Here is a 16,247-nt window from a genome sequence, read left to right on the forward strand (position 1 = left end):
TGCCCGTCCGGATCTCGGCATCCACTACGCCCAGGAAGGCGCGCGGCGCTTCAGTTCAAACCAGCTCAGCCCACGCTGACCACAAAATGCTTCGTCACCGGCTCGATGATCTTCCAGGTTCCCTTGAAGTCCGCCTCGACCACGAACGCGTCGCCAGGGCCGACTTCGACCGGCGCGCCGCCGTCGGGCGTAATGACGATGCGGCCGGCGATCATGTGCACGAACTCATAGTCGGTATAGGTCGCATGGTAGGTGCCGGGCGTCGCCTGCCATGTGCCCGACATCACCTTGCCGTCCTCGGTCGTGTGCTGCACGGCGGTCTTCATGGTCGGCTTGCCCTCGACCACGACCCAGCCAGCGAGATCGCCGGTATCCGCGTTCTCGACGGTGCCGAATTTGAGGATCGTCTTGTTCGTCATCGCCGCGGCTCCGTTTTGCTTCGCTATCGCAACGTCGCATAGTCGATCCGCGTGGCGTGGGCAATGCTGCGCCACACGCAACCAGGGCAACGTTGGTTGAGAAGCATCAGACGAAAACCCGCCTGTGCGGCGGGTCATTGGCGCAAATCTGCACCACAGGTAAATATCTACCATAGCTGCACTCACCCTGTCAAGAAAAAATTCCTATCATGAATAGCTGCCCCGTCGATTTGGTAGCTTCAGGGCCTGTGGCGCGCCGAGACGAGTTCCGCCTTGCGCCTTGCCGTCTCCAGTCCGAGCCCGATGAAGGCGCGCGCGTGCTTGGCGAGCGCCATGTTGTCCGTCCACAGATTGCGCCAGATGGCGGTCTTCTTCGACAGGTTCTCGTCGACGATCTCCGAAGAAAAGGATTCGAAGCTGATATCGTCGGCATAGCCGATCGCGGTCAGCGCGTCGAAGATCGCCGCGAAGTCGATATTGCCGGTGCCGAGGAAGCCGCGATGGCTTTCGCCGATATGGACATAGCCGATCTTGCTCGCGGCATGGCGGATGGCCAGCCCGACATCGGCTTCCTCGATGTTCATGTGGAACGTGTCGAGATGCAGGAAGATGTTGTCGGAGCCTGTATCCTCGATGAAGGTCAGGCCTTGCGCGGCGGTGTTGAGCAGATTGCTTTCGAAGCGGTTGACGATCTCGAGATTGAGGGTGACGCCGGCCGCCTTGGCCGTTTCGGCGATCTTCGCCAGCGTGGCAGCGCTGCGGTTCCATTGATCGCGCGTCGGCGGCTCGGTCTGCAACCCATGGCTGGTCGAGAGAATGCCGGCGACCTTGCCGCCGCCGAGGTCGCGCGTCAGCCCGATGGTGTCGTTGAGTATCTCTACGCCGCGCGCCGCGACCGCCTTGTCGGCGCTCGATATGTCGCCGTCCGCCGGCAATCCGATACTGATCGCCACGCCGAGGCGGAGATCGGCGATGCGCCTGGCGAGCCCGCTTATGTCCACGTTGGCTGGGTCGAGATAGGAGAATTCGATCAGCTCGAAACCGGCTTCCCTGGTGTTGGCCAGCGTGCGTTCGAGCTCGCCCTGCGCGGAGCTTGCCGACCAGACGAAAGAATGGATTCCGATGCGCGACATGATCGTCTCCGGTTTTGGCACGATGAGGACAGGCGCGGCCGGGTTAACCGGCCGCGCCCGTGTTGAACGGATCAGCGGGCGGCGGTCCAGCCCTTGTAGTCCTTCAGGTTCTCGGCCGTGATCAGCTTGGGATCGAGCAGCACGACCGGCTCCGCCGGCTTCTTGCCGGCAAGCAGGTCAGCAGCCATCGTCAGCGACTGGCCAGCCATCACGTAAGGGTCCTGCGATGCCGAGGCCTTGATCATCGATTTGCCGGATGCGAGTTCCTTCTCGATGTCGGGAGCGCCGTCGACGGCGGTGAAGACGAACTCCGAGCGGTTGAGCTGCTTGGCGGCAAGCTGGGCGCCGATCGCCGTCGGATCGTTGATGGCGAACACCGCGTCGATCTTGTCGAAGCGCGTCAGCAGCGACTGGAATACCTTCAAGCCGCCGTCACGCGAGCCTTCGGCGTTCTGGTCGTCGGACAGGATCTTTATGTCGGGATGCTGCGCGAGCACGTTCTTGCAGCCCTTCACCCGCTCCAGGATCGACGACGACGCCGGTCCATTGAGGATCACGTAGTCCCCCTTGCCACCAGTTTGGTCGACAAGGTACTGGCAGGCCTCCTCGCCGGCCTTGACGTTGTTGGTCATCACGGTGACGTCGGCGCCCGGCGCCGAGACGTCGAAGGCGGCAACGACGATGCCGGCAGCCTGTGCCTTCTTCACCGCGGGCGCGATCGCCTTGGCGTCGACCGCGTTGAGCATGATCACGTCGACGCCGGCGGCGATGAAGGAATCGACCTGCGAAACCTGCTTGTTGAGGTCGTAGTCGGCCGACACCGAGGTCACTTCGACGTTGGGATTGATCTTCTTTGCCGCGTCCTCGATGCCCTTGATCGTGGCGACGAAGAACGGGTTGCCGAGCAGGCCGACCGAGATGCCGACCTTGTTCAGGTCCTTGGCCGAGGCCGGTGCGATGGCGACGGCCGCGAACGCGGCGCCGCAGAGCAGTTTTGCAATGGTCTTCACGCTTACTTCCTCCTGATGCCCCGCGCCTCTCACGGTGCGTTACACAAGCCGGTCGTTGATGCCGGCGACAAGGTCATTCATGTTCTTGCTCCTGCCTGGAGCCTGTAGCGGTCGAGGGCGACCGCCACGATGATGACCAATCCCTTGATGATGTACTGCCAGATGTCCGAAACGCCGGCCAGGATGAGGCCGTTCGACAGCACCGCGATGATCAGGCCGCCGATCAGCGTGCCCCAGATCGAACCGACGCCGCCGACGAAGCTGGTGCCGCCGAGAATGACGGCGGCGATGGCGTCGAGTTCGTAGGACTGCCCGAGCTGCAGCCCGTTGGCGGCATAGAGCCTGGCCGCCGACATGGCACCGCCAAGGCCAGCCAGAAGGCCGGAAACGCCATAGACGAAAAGCAGCACCAGCGGCACCTTGATGCCGGTCAGCCGTGCTGCTTCGGCATTGCCGCCGACGGCATAGATCCAGGTGCCGAGCACGGTGCGCTTCAGCACCAGCCAGGACAGCACCACGACCGACAGCGCGATGATGACCAGCCAGGGGACGCCCAACAGCGAGCCATTGCCGATGAAGTCGAACGGCAGGTCCGCGTTGAACACCGTCGTGTCTTCGCCGAGCAGGCGGGCGACGCCGCGCACCGCCGTCAACGAGCCGAGCGTGACGATGAAGGGCGGCAAGCGGATATAGGCGACGAGCAGCCCGTTGATGAGCCCGAAGCCGAGGCCGACCAGAATGGCCGCCGGTACGCCGAGCAGGCCCCAGTCCGGCACCAGCGAGACCAGCACCGCCACCATGGCCGAGGCGGCAAGGATGGAACCGACCGACAGGTCGATGCCCCCGGTCAGGATGACGAAGGTCATGCCGGCGGCGAGCACGATGTTGATCGACGATTGCTGCGTGACGATGAGCAGGTTGGTGCCGGTCAGAAACCGCGGATTGATGAATTGGAACCCGGCCGCGAGCAGCACCAGCACCGGCAGCATGCCAAGTGCTGCCAAGGCGGTACGCAGCCGCCGGCTTCTGACCGCCGCCTGATCTCCGGACGTCGTCGTTCTGTCGGTCATCCCTTGGCCGCTCCCGTGGCAAGTTCCATGATTGCTTCCTGGCGAAGCGGCTCGCCTTCGGATGCCGTCACCTCGCCCGATATGGCCCCGTCGCGCATCACCAGAACGCGGTCGGCGACGCCAATCACCTCCGGCAGTTCGCTGGAGATCATCAGGATGGCTATGCCCTTGCTGGCGAGGCTGTCGATCAGCCGGTAGATTTCCGATTTCGCCCCGACATCGACGCCGCGTGTCGGCTCGTCGAGGATGACGACCTTCGGCTCGGTCTCGAGCAGGCGGGCGAGCAGCACCTTCTGCTGGTTGCCGCCCGACAGCGAGCCGGCATTGGCTTGCGCCGAGCGGGTGCGGATCGACAGCTCGGCGATGGTTTTCGCCGCCCGCCTTTCGGCCGCCGCGAAGTCGCGAAAGCCGCCTGCCCGGGCATCCCTGGCCAGCACGCCCATGTTGATATTGTCCGAAATCGACATGTCGAGGAACAGGCCGAGTTCCTTGCGGTCCTCGGTAAGATAGGCAATGCCCGCGTCGAGCGCCTCGCGCGGCGAGCCGATGGAGATCGGCTTTCCGTCAAGTTCCATGGTGCCCGTGATGCGCTTGTCGGCGCCGAAGACCAGCCGGGCGAGCTCGGTACGGCCGGAGCCGACGAGACCCGCCAGGGCCAGCACTTCACCCTTGTGGAGATCGAACGAGCAGTTCTTCAGCAGACGGCCGTCGGACATGCCGCGCACCGACAGCGCCACGGCGCGCGCGCTGTCCGGCGGACGATGGTCCTTCTTGTAGAAGGCGGAAAGGTCGCGGCCGACCATCATCGACACGAGGCGCGGGGCACTGAGGTCGGCGCGCTCCAGCGTGCCGACATAGCCGCTGTCGCGCAGCACGCTGACGCGGTCGGCAAGCTGGTAGACCTCCTCCATGCGGTGACTGATGTAGATGATGGCGATGCCTTGCGCCTTCAGCGTCGCGATCACCTCGAACAGCCGCTCGGTTTCGCGCGAGGTCAGCGAGGTGGTCGGCTCGTCCATGACGATGATGCGCGCATTGGTCGAAAGCGCGCGCGCGATCTCGACCAGCTGGCGCTCGCCGAGCGACAGGCCGGCGACCAGGGCACGCGCCGAAAAGGACACGCCGAGCCGGCCGACGATCTCGCTGGCGCGCCGGTTGCATTGGTCGCGGTCGACGATGCCGAACCGGCGCGGCTCGTTGCCCAGGAAGATGTTCTGCGCCACCGTCAGGTTGGGTGCCAGCGACAGTTCCTGGTAGATCACCGCGACGCCGCTGGCGCGCGCCTTGATCGGATCGCCGGTCGCGGCAGGCACGCCGTCGATGAGGATCTCGCCGCCGGGATCGGGCCGATAGGCGCCCGACAGAACCTTCATCAGCGTCGATTTGCCGGCGCCGTTCTCACCCATCAAAGCATGCAATTCGCCGGCATGGACGGTGAGCGAGACGTCCTGCAACGCGCGGATCGTGCCAAACGTCTTCGAAATGTGCCGCATTTCCAGCACCGGCTGGCGCGCCGGCTGCGTCTTGACCGCCGCGCTCATCGTGCACCTCCCGCCGCTTTGCCGGCGGTCCCGCGCCCTGCGGTAACAAAATCACGCCAGCTGTCGCGGTAGCCGGCAAGGCCAGCCAGGCTCGCCGCAAGCACCGGCTCCGGTCGCTCGGCGGCGAATTCATGCCCGGTGCTCTCGAAGGCCAGAGCCGCCGCCCCGGTGGCGCTGCCCTCCAGCGTGGCGCCCTGCATGAAGGCTTGGCCAGGACGCAGTTGCGCCAGCAGGCTGGCGAGCAAGCCGCCATTGTTGAGCCCGCCATCGACGATCACGGTGTTGCTCGAATGGATCAGATCGAGACAGAGATCGACCATCAGCGCCACATAGAGCAGCGCCGCGGCCGCGCGTTCCACGGCATCTGGCTTGCGTCCGACCAGCCGGCCGGGACGACCCGGCATCGGCCCACCCGGCGCGAAGCTCGGCAGCGCCATGATGCCGTCATCGATCGTGCCCTGTAGCGCCGCGCCTTCGATCGGGCCTTGCCAGTCGCCGCTGATGGCAGCGAATTCGCGTCCGCCCATGAAGCGGATGGTCGGCACCGGGCCGCCGTCGACATCGACATTGACCAGCATGTCGCGGTTGCGGTCGAGCGCTTCGAGCGGGCAATCGGGATTGAGCACGACCACCCAAGTGCCGGTCGAGACGACGGTCAGCGGCCCCAACTCCTGCCGGCGATAGGCATATAGCGCCGCGTTCGAATCATGGACGCCGTTATGGATGGCGATGGGCCGCTTGTTCTGGCCGAAACGCCGTTCGCCTATGACAGCGCCGGCGCGCGCGAAGGCCGGCATCTGGCCGCGCCACCCCTCGCCGTCGACCAATGAGGAAAAGTCGGATTTGCGCGGCGCCCACAGATGCGAATGGCAGCCGAGATAGGACACTTCCGAGGCCGGCCTGCCGCCGAGGCGCCAGCTCCAGTATTGCGGATAACCGAGGATCGATTTCGCCGCCGCGAACGCATCGGGATCGACCTCCTGGAGCCACAGCATGTGGCGGCCATAGTTGAAGCCAAGCGGCAGGCGCGGCGAGAAAGTTTCGGCAAAATCGGGAATGCGGCGATCGATCCGCGCGGCGATTTCAGCCGGCGGCTCCTGCTCGTAATCGAGGATCGGATGCGTCAGCGCGGTATCGTCGACCAGCGCGAAGGTACAGCCATGGCCCGAGATCATCAGGCCTTCCACGCCATGGCGATCGACCGCATCGCCCACGGCGCCGACCGCCCAATTATGAAGCTCGGCCTCGTTGAGCACGACGAAATCCGCCTGGCGCGTCCATTGCGGCTGGGTCCGTCGTTCGTCGAGGATGCGACCGTGCTCTCCGAAGACGAACAGCTTCGAATTGGTCTTGCCGAAATCGAGGACGGCCAGCTTCACGCGATCGCTCCCGAGGTGGACGCGATCCGCACCGTGACGCCGGCATCCTCCAGCATGCGCGCGTCGGCATCCGAAAGCCCGTCGTCCGTGATCAGCGTGCCGATGCGTGACAGGGGCAGCGCCACGTTGCGGGCCTGGATCGACAATTTGCGGCTGTCGGCCAGCACTACGATCTGGTCGACGCAAAGGCTGAGTTCGACGATCGAGCGCACCAGCAGCGGATGTGATTCCAGCACGCCTTCCGCGCCGATGCCTTGCGCGCCGACAAAGAACTTCGAGGCGTAGAAGGGCACCGCCTGTGTGAGCGAATGAATGATGCCGGGCTCGCGATGCAGCTCGCCGCCGGCGACGGTCAGGCTGCAATGGCCATGGTCGCTGAGATAGGCCGCCAGCGGCATGGAATTGGTGTAGAGCCGGATGTTGCGATCCGCGAGCTTGACGCCGAGATGGAAGCAGGTCGAGCCGCCATGGACGATGACCGCGTCGCCGTCGCGCACCATGGTCGCCGCGATCGCTGCGATCTGCCGCTTGGCCTCGACCGCAAGGTCACGGTTCTCGTCATAGGGACGGGCATAGGCGACTCCAGCTTGCGAAGCGCCGTCGAGCGCCGAAATGCCGCCATAGACCTTCCGCGCCTCGCCGGCTTCGTCGATCCTGTCGATATCGCGCCGCACCGTCGCCGCCGAAACGCCAAGCCGCTCCTGCAGCTCGCGCACCGAGGCGAAGGGGCGATCCCGCAAGAGTTCGACGATCTGACGCTGGCGGCCGGAATCGCTCACCTGTTTCCTCCCGCATGTCGTTCTGCGACGGCAATTGGTGTAACTTACTCAACATTAGTTCGATTGCAAGCCGCATCTGACGAAATTAGATCACGGTTGACGGAACTCACTCTTATCTGCGATATCACCTGTTACCCGCACCGCATGTGAATTCCAGGTCGGGCAAGACGGATTGCTGGAGGAAATGCGATGGGGACCCAAGCGGATGCGCAGGAAATGGCGGCGCTGCGGTCGCTTTCGGCAGCCATCGGACGCGACCCGCATCTGACCCAGGCCGCCGGCGGCAACACCTCGCTGAAAGCCGGCGACACGCTCTGGATCAAGGCTTCAGGCACCTGGCTGAAGGACGCGCTTGCCGAAGACATCATGGTGCCCGTGGCGATGTCGCCGCTGCTCGAGGCGGTCGAACGGCGCGACCGCGCCGCCGACCAGCCGCAGGGCTTCGCCATCGGTGAGCTCAACGCACGCGGATTGCGTCCGTCGATCGAGACCACGGTCCACGCCCTGATGCCACAGCGCGTGGTCCTGCATGTCCACTGCGTCGATACCATCTCGCTTGCCGTGCAGACCGATTGCGAGGCCGAGGTGGCCAGGCGGCTCGCCTCGATCGAATGGGCGTATGTGCCCTATTTCCGGCCGGGCCTGCCGCTTGCCCGCGGCATTGCCGAAAGGCTGCGGCCAGGCGTCGATGTCCTGATCCTCGGCAATCACGGCCTGGTCGTCGCGGCGGACACGGTGGCCGAGGCCGAAACCTTGCTGCGGCGCGTCACCGGGCTGCTGGCGCGATCGCCGCGCAAGGCAGCCGCACCGGACCTCGCGGCGCTGAAGGCGCTTGCCGGAGACGCCGGCTACAGGCTGCCGGCCGATGTCGAGGCGCATGCCGTCGCCATCGACCCCGAAAGCCGGCGCATGGCGTCAGGTGGCAGCCTGTACCCGGATCACGTCATTTTCCTTGGCCAAGGCTCGGTCGTGGCGGGCCCCGGCGAAAATGCGGCCGCCGTGGCCGAGCGCTTGGGCGATCAGCCCGCGTCGATCCTGTTTCCCGGGCTTGGCGTCCTGATGCGCGGCAATGCCAGCGCCGGCGCGGACGCCATGCAGCGCTGCCTTGCCGACGTGACGGCGCGGGTCGATGTTACGGCGACGTTGAATTACCTTACCGAGGCGGAGAATGACGAGTTGGTCAACTGGGACGCCGAGCAGTACCGCCAGAAGCTGAACGCCTCGGGGGGTTGATATGTCGTCCGTCGCCGGCTCGCCTCTTTCCGGTTGCCTTGTCGTCGGCGTCGATATCGGCACCTCTGGCGCGCGCGCCGTCGCCATGCGCCCGGACTTTTCCATTGCCGGCCAATCCGCCGTCCGCCTCGATGCGTTTGGCCAAGATCCGCGCAACCCGATCGCATGGTGGCAAGCGGTCCGGACGGCGCTGGCGGAGCTGCTTGCCGGCATCGACCGGACCACGGTCCGCGCCATCGCCGTCGACGGCACCTCGGGCACGTTGCTGCCGGTCGACGGTGCCGGACGGCCGCTCGCCGAGCCGCTGATGTACAGCGACAAGGTCGACGACGACGACATGCTGGCCGCGATCGCGCGCGAGGCGCCGGCGGGGAGCGCCGCGCATGGCGCGACGTCAGGCCTCGCCAAGGCGCTTCACTTCCAGCATCTGCCGGGCGTGGCGGCGGTGTTGCATCAGGCCGACTGGATCGCCGGACAGTTCTCGGGCCGCTTCGACGCCAGCGACGAGAACAATGCCTTGAAAACCGGCTACGATGTCGAGGCCCGCCGCTGGCCGGACTGGATCGCGGCGACCGGAATGCGCCTGGACTTGCTGCCGCGGGTCGTCCAGCCGGGCGATGTGACCGGCACGCTCGCCGCATCTGTTGCCGACCTGTTCGGCCTGCGGCACGATGTGGTTGTGGTAGCTGGCACGACGGACGGCTGCGCGTCGTTTCTGGCGACAGGTGCGGACACAGCCGGCGACGGCGTCACGGCGCTTGGGTCCTCGCTGACCATCAAGATCCTGTCCGACCGGCCGATTTCAGCGCCGCGATACGGCATCTACAGCCATCGGCTGGGCGATGCCTGGCTGGCCGGCGGCGCCTCGAATACCGGCGGCAAGGTGCTGGCGCGGCATTTTCCGCTCGCCCGCATCATCGAACTCAGCGCGGCAATTGACCCCGCGACCGAGACCGGCCTCGATTATTATCCGCTCGCCACATCAGGCGAACGGTTCCCGATCGCCGATCCGGCGCTCCCTCCGCGCCTTGTCCCGCGCCCGGTGGACGATGCCGACTATCTGAAGGCAATGTTCGAAGGCATGGCCGCGATCGAAGCGCTCGGCTATCGCCGGCTTGGCGAGCTCGGCGCGCCGGCGCTGACCTCGGTCCGCAGCGTCGGCGGCGGCGCGGCAAACCCGGCCTGGACGGCGATCCGACGGCGCAAGCTCGGCGTCGAGTTCCTGCCCGCGCTTTCCGACGAGGCAGCCGCCGGCACCGCCAGGCTGGCGCTGAAGGGGGCGGACAAGGCAGGGTTGCTATGTCTGAAAGGGGCCGGGCCGCTATGAATACCGCAATGGTCGAACGCCTCGACGGCATCGGGCCGCTGGTGGAGCGCTACCAGGTTTTCCTGCTCGACCAGTTCGGCGTGCTGCATGACGGCTCCGCCCCTTATCCAGGCGCGGTGGCTGCATTGTCGACACTGAAGCGCGCCGGCAAGACCGTGGTACTGGTCTCCAACTCCGGCAGGCGCGCCAGGCCCAATGAAGACCGTTTGCTGAGGCTCGGCTTCGAGGCCGGAAGCTGGGATCATTTCGTTTCCTCCGGCGAGGTGGCGTGGCGATCCTTCCACGAAATGGCGGCGACCGGAGCGTTGCGGCCTGGCACGAACTGCCTGTTGATCAGCCGCGATAATGACCGCACGGCGATCGAGGGTCTGCCTTTTGTGTTGACCGGAGCCGGCGACACCGCCGACCTGGTGCTGATCGCGGCCAGCGAGGGCGACCGCTACGACCTCGACCACTATCGCCGGCTGCTTGCGCCGGCAGCGGCACGGCAGGTGCCGTGCTTCTGCACCAATCCAGACACCGTCATGCTGACTGCCGTCGGTCCCCGGTTCGGCGCCGGCCGGCTGGCGGACCTCTATGAGAGCCTGGGCGGCAGCGTCACCCGCATCGGCAAGCCTGGTCCGGCGATTTTCGAGACAGCACTGGCGCTGGCCGGCGAGCCGGACCGGCGCAGCGTGGTCTGCGTCGGCGACAGCGTCGAGCATGACATCGCAGGCGGCAAGGGCGTCGGCCTCGCCACGGCACTGGTACTGAGCGGGATATTGGCGGACACGCCAGACCTTGCCGGCGTTTTCGACGAATACGGGGCCCAGCCGGACTACATAACGGGCGCCTTCAGCTTGCGCTGACCGCTTCCAGCATGCGCCTTGCGCTTTCTTCGTCGGTGATCAGGATCGTCGGGGCGATAAGAGACATGGCGCCAAGCAGCGCTTCGGTCTTCTCTTCGCCGCCGGACGTCAGGATGCGGATCGGCGCCTTGCGCAGACGGTCGACATCCACTGACATCACATGGCTGTTGACGGGATGGTCGACCAGGTCGCCATTGCGGTCGAAGAAATGAAACAGGAGGTCGCCGACGGCGCCGCGCGCAAGCAGGGCCTCCCGGTCCGCTTCCTTGAGAAAGCCGCCGCGAGAGAAGGTGGTGGCCGAGGCAATGCCGCCGACGCTCAGCAGAACGGCATCGAGCACGTTGGCCATTTCAAAAACCTCCTGCAGGCCGCAGCGTTCGACCAGCGCGATCTTGGTCTCGACGCTGTCGACGACGGCCGGCGTCGGGATGAGATAGCCGTCGCCTTGGAAGATTTGGGCGAAGCGCCAGGCGAACTCGGCTGGGTTGTAGCGGCGCACGACGCCGACGCCGCCCAGCAACGAAATGACCTTGAAATCGGTGAGCGACTTGGCGCTGATGAAAGGCAGGCTTGAGAACAGCGTCCGTCCCCAGCCGACGCCGACGCGCATGCCGGATTTCATCGTGTCGGACAAGAAGCTGCCGGTCTTGGCGCTGATCGCGGGGAGCGGATCGGCATTGGGCGCGGTCAGCGGCGCCACCAGCGCCTGCTGCAGGCCGAACGTGCGCTCCAGCGCGCGCTCCAGCCTCACGATCTCGGACAGTTCGCTCTCGATGGTGATTTTCACCTCGTTGCGCGACCTGGCTTCCGCCAGCATGCGCACGATGGTGACGCGGCCGACGCCGAGCACGTCGGCTATCTCGTTCTGCGTCATCTGCTCGACGAAATACATCCAGGCGGCGCGGATCCTGAGGCGATCCGTCCGGCTTTCGTTGACCACCTGCTCGGTTGCCTCGCTTGCCTCTCGACCGTTCTCGATTTCGCCCTGTCGTCGCCTGCCCAACTCTGTTCCTCCTGCGGCGATGGACGAACGCGCCGTCGCCGATTCTGCATGCTGGTCTACTATCGCCTATTGATCTACCAATCGATAGGAACAATGTAGAGCTGGTGACCGGCTTCCTGCTGGCGGCCGCTCGCAGCAATTTCGAGGCGAACCGCGATGCTCCGACAAATTTCCGAAGACGTCCGCGTCAATCTGAAGGACCGGCTGCGGGAAGTCCGCGATACCATCCGCCAAAGCCGTCATGACAGCACCGGCGACGCCAGCATCTTGCGCGAAGCGACCAGCCATCTGCCGCCCTTTCCGGGCAAGGGCATCGAAGGACTGCTCGGTCATGCCGCAAGCGCCGTCGACGAAGCGCTGTCGATCGCTGAGTCCTTTGTTCCACATGAGCGCCCGATAGCGGTGGACGGAACCACAATAAAAGGCCTTGGCACCTATTTCCCGGCCGGCAACGAGGACCGGCAGTTGAGCGCCGAGCGCCTGTTCCGGCGCGATATGTATTATCTGACCAAGGCGGTGCTGGGCGGCCTGAAGATCGAGAACGCCCGCATCCACGAAGCCGATTTCGCCGCTGTCCATGCGTCGATGCGCAAGCGGCACGGCGATCTCCTGGCCACCTTGGCCGCGCCCGACCCGGGATTGCAGGCGATCTCGGCTGCCTGTTCGGCGCTGCTGGTCGAGTGCCTCAATCAGCGTCCGGTCCGATTTGCCGAAGCCACCCCTGAAACACCGGCGGCGTTTGCCGACCGGGCGCTCGATATAAGCTGCCTGGCGCCGGTCGTGCTTGCCTGCGGCCTGGCGACGAAAGGCAGCGACGGTTCGCCGGAGCCGGATATGCTGGAGATCGCCATCCTGGCAGCCGGTATACGTCACGACCGCCTTGTCCAGGCCTGCGCAAAGGCAAGCCCGATCGGTGAATTGACGCCTGTCTTCGCTACCTTGCTCGCCCACCTGCCCTGACTGTCCACAATCGCATAGGGCAATTCCGGGAAAGTGCAGAACGCTTTTTCGTCCGGAATTGCGCAAAAACAAAGAGATGGAGCGGTTCGGCTTTTCAGCAAACGGTGAACCGCCCTAGCCTTCGGCCGCCATGGCCATGATCGCCTTCTTCGCGCGCTGGATCGAGGCCGGGCTCATCGACAACTCGGTCAGCCCCATCTTGACGAAGGTCGCAATGAGATCGGGACGGCCGGCCGCCTCGCCGCACATGCCGACCATAATGCCGGCGGCAACGCCCGCCTTGGCTGTCAGTTCGATCGCCGACATGACCGCCGGATTGGTGACGTCGTTGAGTTTGGCCACGGTCGGGTTCAGCCGGTCGGCGGCCATGATGTACTGGGTGAGATCATTGGTGCCGATCGAGAAGAAAGCCACCTCCTTGGCCAGCGCCGGCGCGATCAGCACGGCGGCCGGGGTTTCGATCATTACGCCGAGATCGAACGTCGCATAGGGCACGCCTTCGGCGTCCAGTTCCGCCGCGCATTCGTCGACCAGCACCCGCGTCTGCCTCACCTCGCCGATATCGGACACCATCGGCAGCATCACCTTGATGTAGCCGTGTACGGCGGCCCTGAGCAGCGCCCTGAGCTGGCGCTTGAAGATGTCGGGCCGGTCGAGGCACATGCGGATGCCGCGCCAGCCGAGGAAAGGGTTTTCCTCGTCGGGAAACTCGATGCCGGCGATCGGCTTGTCGCCGCCTATGTCGAGCGTGCGCACGATGACAGGATAGGGCGCGAAAGCCTTGGCCAGCGCCGCATAGGTCTCGGCTTGCATGTCCTCCGACGGGAGATGCATATGGCGCATGAACAGAAGCTCGGTGCGGAACAGGCCGACGCCCATCGCGCCCGCCTCTTGCGCCGCCTCGATTTCCTCCAGCGAACCGATATTGGCCGCGACCTCGATCACCTTGCCGTCGGCGAGCTTCGGCGTCACGGTCTTGAAAACGGTCAGGCCGGCACGTTCCTTTGCCGCCGCTTCGACACGGCCGGCGAAATCGGCGGACGTCGCCGCATCGGGATCGACGATCACTTGGCCGGTGTTGCCGTCAATGGCCACCTCGCGCGCCATGCGCAAGGCATTGACCTGGTCGCCAAGACCCAGCACCGCCGGAATGCCATGCGAGCGGGCGATGATGGCAATGTGCGAGGTGGCGCCGCCATGGCCGCACACCACGCCGCCGATGCGCTTCAGCGGCGCGCGCGCCAGATCCCAGGCACCGATGTCGTCGGCGATGAGGATGGCGCCTTCGGGGATGTTCTCGAGGCTGACGTCATCCTGCCCGAGCAGCACTAGGCAGATCTGCCGTCCGACCGCGTGGACGTCGTCCGCCCGCGCGTTGAGATAGTGATCGTCGACGGCGCTGAAATCGGCGGCGATGGTGGAAGCGGCGGTGATCACGGCTGAAACCGCGTCATTGCCGCCCGTGATCAGGTCCTCGGCCTCGCCGGTCAGGCTATCGTCGGCGGCGATATCCCTGAGTGCCGCGACGATGCCGCGGTCTCCAGCCGACAGGCTGTCGTGCGCCAACGCCCGGTCCATCCGCGCCTGAACGGCGCTGACGGCGGCGCGGAACCTGTCGATCTCGCTGGCGATCTCTTCAGCCTGCAACATGCGGCCTTGTCCGGCGATATCAGGCGGAAAATGCGCGAAGGCCGGCCCGATGGCGGCACCCTCGCTTGCCGCGACGCCGCGTAGGCTGTTTGGCCCAACAGGTGCCGCCGCGGATACCAGGTCCTGCCCGGCATTCGCCGCGCTCTGCGACTCAGCCTCATCGTCGAGGCCCGCCTTGGGGTTCTCGAGATAGCCTATCAGCGCCTCGATGGCCTCGATGGCGTCGGCGCCGTTCGCCCGCACCGTGACCTCCTGGTTCTCCTTGACCGCCAGCAGCATCAGCTTGACCGAGCTCTTGGCGCTGACCGCCTTGCCGTCCTTGACCAGTTCCACGTCGGATTCGAAAGCCTTGGCGAGCTTGACGAACCGCGTGGCGGGCCGAGCGTGCAGACCTTCATGCACTCTGACGATGGTCGAGCGTTCCATGGCAAATACTCTGGTTTTGGCACCCGGCCGGACCTCGGTGCGGGCGCGAATGCTTTCAGGCGGCGATGGTGATGATCGCGTCTGTCTTCAGGGCGGCCACGAGGGCTTGGCTGTCGACTTGCGACGCGCAGATCTCACCTGGCCTCTCGGCCTCGGTGGCGCCGTTGAACGAGATGACGACATGGCCCATTTCGAGGACCTTGCTCCAGGCACTGGAGCCGACGGCGGTGATCGTCGCGCAAACCGGACCAAGGGTGATCGTCGCGCCCTTCCGAGGCGCACCGTCGCTGGGTCCGTGCTCCGTCTTGTGGAGCACGGAAACCTCGGCAAGCTCGGGCGGCGAGCCATCCGCGAACAGGATGACCACGCCCCCTTCGGCGAGATCCGCCACTTCGGGCCCGATGGATGTGACCCGTGTTCTCAACAGAACCGTCATGTGGCGAACCTCATTTTTTCTTTTTCTCAGAACACGATCAGGCTGACGACCCAGGCAATGAGCACCGAAACCGGGCCCATGATCTGGCGGCTGATGAGCACCGCCGGGACGCCGATTTCAATCGTCTTCGGCTTGGCCTCGCCAAGCGCCAGGCCGACGGGAACGAAGTCGCAGCCGACCTGGGTATTGTAGGCAAACAGCGCCGGCAGCGCCATCGCCGGTGAAATCGTGCCGTTGGCGATCTGCGGGCCGATGATGGCGACGCCGATGACCTGCGCGATGACCGCGCCTGGCCCGAGGATGGGCGACAGGAACGGCAGGCCGCAGATGGCCGAGATGATCAGCAGGCCGACGATGTTGTTGGCCAGCGGACCCATTGGCTGCGCCAGCACATCGCCGATGCCGGTGTAGAGGATCAGACCGATGAGCATGGTCACGAACGCCATGAACGGCAGCACGTTGCGCACCACCTGATCGATCGTGCGGCGGCCGGCATTGAAGAAGATACCGACCACACGGCCCATGACGCGGCCGATCGAGCTGATCAGGCCGATAACGCCGCCTTCGCTCGGCAGCGGCTTCGGCGCTGCCGCCGTATTGTTGGTGCTTGAACTCATCGATGCTGCTCCCCCCGCAGTGGTGACCGTTTCGGATCCGTCCGCCATTGTGACGTTGGCCGGCTTCACGCCCGAAACGTAGATGTCCTCCGTGATGAACTGGGCGAGCGGCCCAGCCTGCCCGACCGGCGTCAGATTGACGGTCGGAATGCGCTTGCGCGGATAGACGCCGCACCGCGCGGTGCCGCCGCAATCGACGACGACCACCGCCATTTCACTTTCGATCGGCGGCGCCTTGAAGCCGTCGACGGCTTCGGCGCCGGTCATGTCGGCGATGAGCTGCGCTACCGGGTGAATACCGCCACCGGTGACGGACACAACCTTGCTGCGCTGTTCGGTCGGTTCGATCACGAGTGGACCGCCCCAGCCTGTCTTGCCCCTGGAAATGCGTACGGCTTTGTATGTCTTGGCCATGA

15 protein-coding genes are annotated in these 16,247 nt (G+C 65.4%); 4 read left to right on the top strand and 11 right to left on the bottom strand.

Annotated elements, in window-relative coordinates; all coding sequences use genetic code 11:
- Window positions 1–65: 65 nt before the first annotated feature.
- From NKJ26_RS20565 to NKJ26_RS20595, 7 genes are all read right to left on the bottom strand, one after another.
- Window positions 66–419: a cupin domain-containing protein gene (locus NKJ26_RS20565; protein WP_352696738.1), complete on the bottom strand. Its 354-nt coding sequence runs from the start codon at window positions 417–419 to the stop codon at window positions 66–68.
- 239 nt (window positions 420–658) lie between these two features.
- Window positions 659–1,552 (bottom strand): sugar phosphate isomerase/epimerase family protein, encoded by an 894-nt coding sequence (locus tag NKJ26_RS20570; RefSeq protein WP_352696740.1) that lies wholly within the window; start codon window positions 1,550–1,552, stop codon window positions 659–661.
- A gap of 71 nt (window positions 1,553–1,623) precedes the next feature.
- On the bottom strand, window positions 1,624–2,562 hold the full coding sequence (locus NKJ26_RS20575) for an ABC transporter substrate-binding protein (protein ID WP_352605784.1): 939 nt from the start codon (window positions 2,560–2,562) through the stop codon (window positions 1,624–1,626).
- 77 nt (window positions 2,563–2,639) lie between these two features.
- Window positions 2,640–3,632 carry an ABC transporter permease subunit gene (locus NKJ26_RS20580; protein ID WP_352696742.1) on the bottom strand — a complete coding sequence of 331 codons (993 nt, stop codon included), beginning with the start codon at window positions 3,630–3,632 and terminating at the stop codon, window positions 2,640–2,642.
- Window positions 3,629–5,173, bottom strand: coding sequence for a sugar ABC transporter ATP-binding protein (locus NKJ26_RS20585; protein WP_352696744.1), 1,545 nt, complete (start codon window positions 5,171–5,173; stop codon window positions 3,629–3,631). Before NKJ26_RS20585 ends, NKJ26_RS20580 begins: the two co-directional genes overlap by 4 nt.
- The gene (locus NKJ26_RS20590) at window positions 5,170–6,552 is read right to left on the bottom strand and encodes a carbohydrate kinase (RefSeq protein WP_352696746.1); all 1,383 of its coding nucleotides are present in this window, start codon (window positions 6,550–6,552) and stop codon (window positions 5,170–5,172) included. Before NKJ26_RS20590 ends, NKJ26_RS20585 begins: the two co-directional genes overlap by 4 nt.
- The gene (locus NKJ26_RS20595) at window positions 6,549–7,331 is read right to left on the bottom strand and encodes a DeoR/GlpR family DNA-binding transcription regulator (RefSeq protein ID WP_352605793.1); all 783 of its coding nucleotides are present in this window, start codon (window positions 7,329–7,331) and stop codon (window positions 6,549–6,551) included. The genes NKJ26_RS20590 and NKJ26_RS20595 overlap by 4 nt, the downstream gene beginning before the upstream one ends.
- Window positions 7,332–7,520: 189 nt before the next feature.
- On the opposite strand from NKJ26_RS20595, the gene NKJ26_RS20600 reads away from it, so the two are divergent.
- From NKJ26_RS20600 to NKJ26_RS20610, 3 genes are read left to right on the top strand one after another with little or no spacing between them, the layout of a single operon-like run.
- On the top strand, window positions 7,521–8,564 hold the full coding sequence (locus NKJ26_RS20600; protein ID WP_352696748.1) for a class II aldolase/adducin family protein: 1,044 nt from the start codon (window positions 7,521–7,523) through the stop codon (window positions 8,562–8,564).
- 1 nt (window position 8,565) lies between these two features.
- The gene (locus NKJ26_RS20605; protein ID WP_352696750.1) at window positions 8,566–9,891 is read left to right on the top strand and encodes an FGGY-family carbohydrate kinase; all 1,326 of its coding nucleotides are present in this window, start codon (window positions 8,566–8,568) and stop codon (window positions 9,889–9,891) included.
- Window positions 9,888–10,739, top strand: a complete 852-nt coding sequence (locus NKJ26_RS20610; protein ID WP_352696752.1) for a TIGR01459 family HAD-type hydrolase — start codon at window positions 9,888–9,890, stop codon at window positions 10,737–10,739. The genes NKJ26_RS20605 and NKJ26_RS20610 overlap by 4 nt, the downstream gene beginning before the upstream one ends.
- On the opposite strand, the gene NKJ26_RS20615 is transcribed toward NKJ26_RS20610, so the two are convergent.
- Window positions 10,726–11,742: a sugar-binding transcriptional regulator gene (locus NKJ26_RS20615; protein ID WP_352696754.1), complete on the bottom strand. Its 1,017-nt coding sequence runs from the start codon at window positions 11,740–11,742 to the stop codon at window positions 10,726–10,728. The genes NKJ26_RS20610 and NKJ26_RS20615 overlap by 14 nt on opposite strands.
- A 156-nt stretch (window positions 11,743–11,898) precedes the next feature.
- On the opposite strand from NKJ26_RS20615, the gene NKJ26_RS20620 reads away from it, so the two are divergent.
- Window positions 11,899–12,702 carry a hypothetical protein gene (locus tag NKJ26_RS20620; RefSeq protein ID WP_352696756.1) on the top strand — a complete coding sequence of 268 codons (804 nt, stop codon included), beginning with the start codon at window positions 11,899–11,901 and terminating at the stop codon, window positions 12,700–12,702.
- Between the two features lie 114 nt (window positions 12,703–12,816).
- Here the strand turns inward: NKJ26_RS20620 and ptsP are convergent, their stop codons facing one another.
- Genes ptsP through srlE form a run of 3 tightly spaced genes read right to left on the bottom strand, consistent with a single transcriptional unit; the run spans window position 12,817 to window position 16,245 of the window.
- Window positions 12,817–14,778: a phosphoenolpyruvate--protein phosphotransferase gene (gene ptsP / locus NKJ26_RS20625; RefSeq protein ID WP_352696758.1), complete on the bottom strand. Its 1,962-nt coding sequence runs from the start codon at window positions 14,776–14,778 to the stop codon at window positions 12,817–12,819.
- 55 nt (window positions 14,779–14,833) lie between these two features.
- Window positions 14,834–15,214 carry a PTS glucitol/sorbitol transporter subunit IIA gene (locus NKJ26_RS20630; RefSeq protein WP_352696760.1) on the bottom strand — a complete coding sequence of 127 codons (381 nt, stop codon included), beginning with the start codon at window positions 15,212–15,214 and terminating at the stop codon, window positions 14,834–14,836.
- Window positions 15,215–15,240: 26 nt separating this feature from the next.
- On the bottom strand, window positions 15,241–16,245 hold the full coding sequence (srlE, locus tag NKJ26_RS20635) for a PTS glucitol/sorbitol transporter subunit IIB (protein WP_352696761.1): 1,005 nt from the start codon (window positions 16,243–16,245) through the stop codon (window positions 15,241–15,243).
- Window positions 16,246–16,247: the final 2 nt, after the last annotated feature.

This window comes from Mesorhizobium sp. M0152 (genome assembly GCF_040322415.1).
GTDB lineage: Bacteria > Pseudomonadota > Alphaproteobacteria > Rhizobiales > Rhizobiaceae > Mesorhizobium.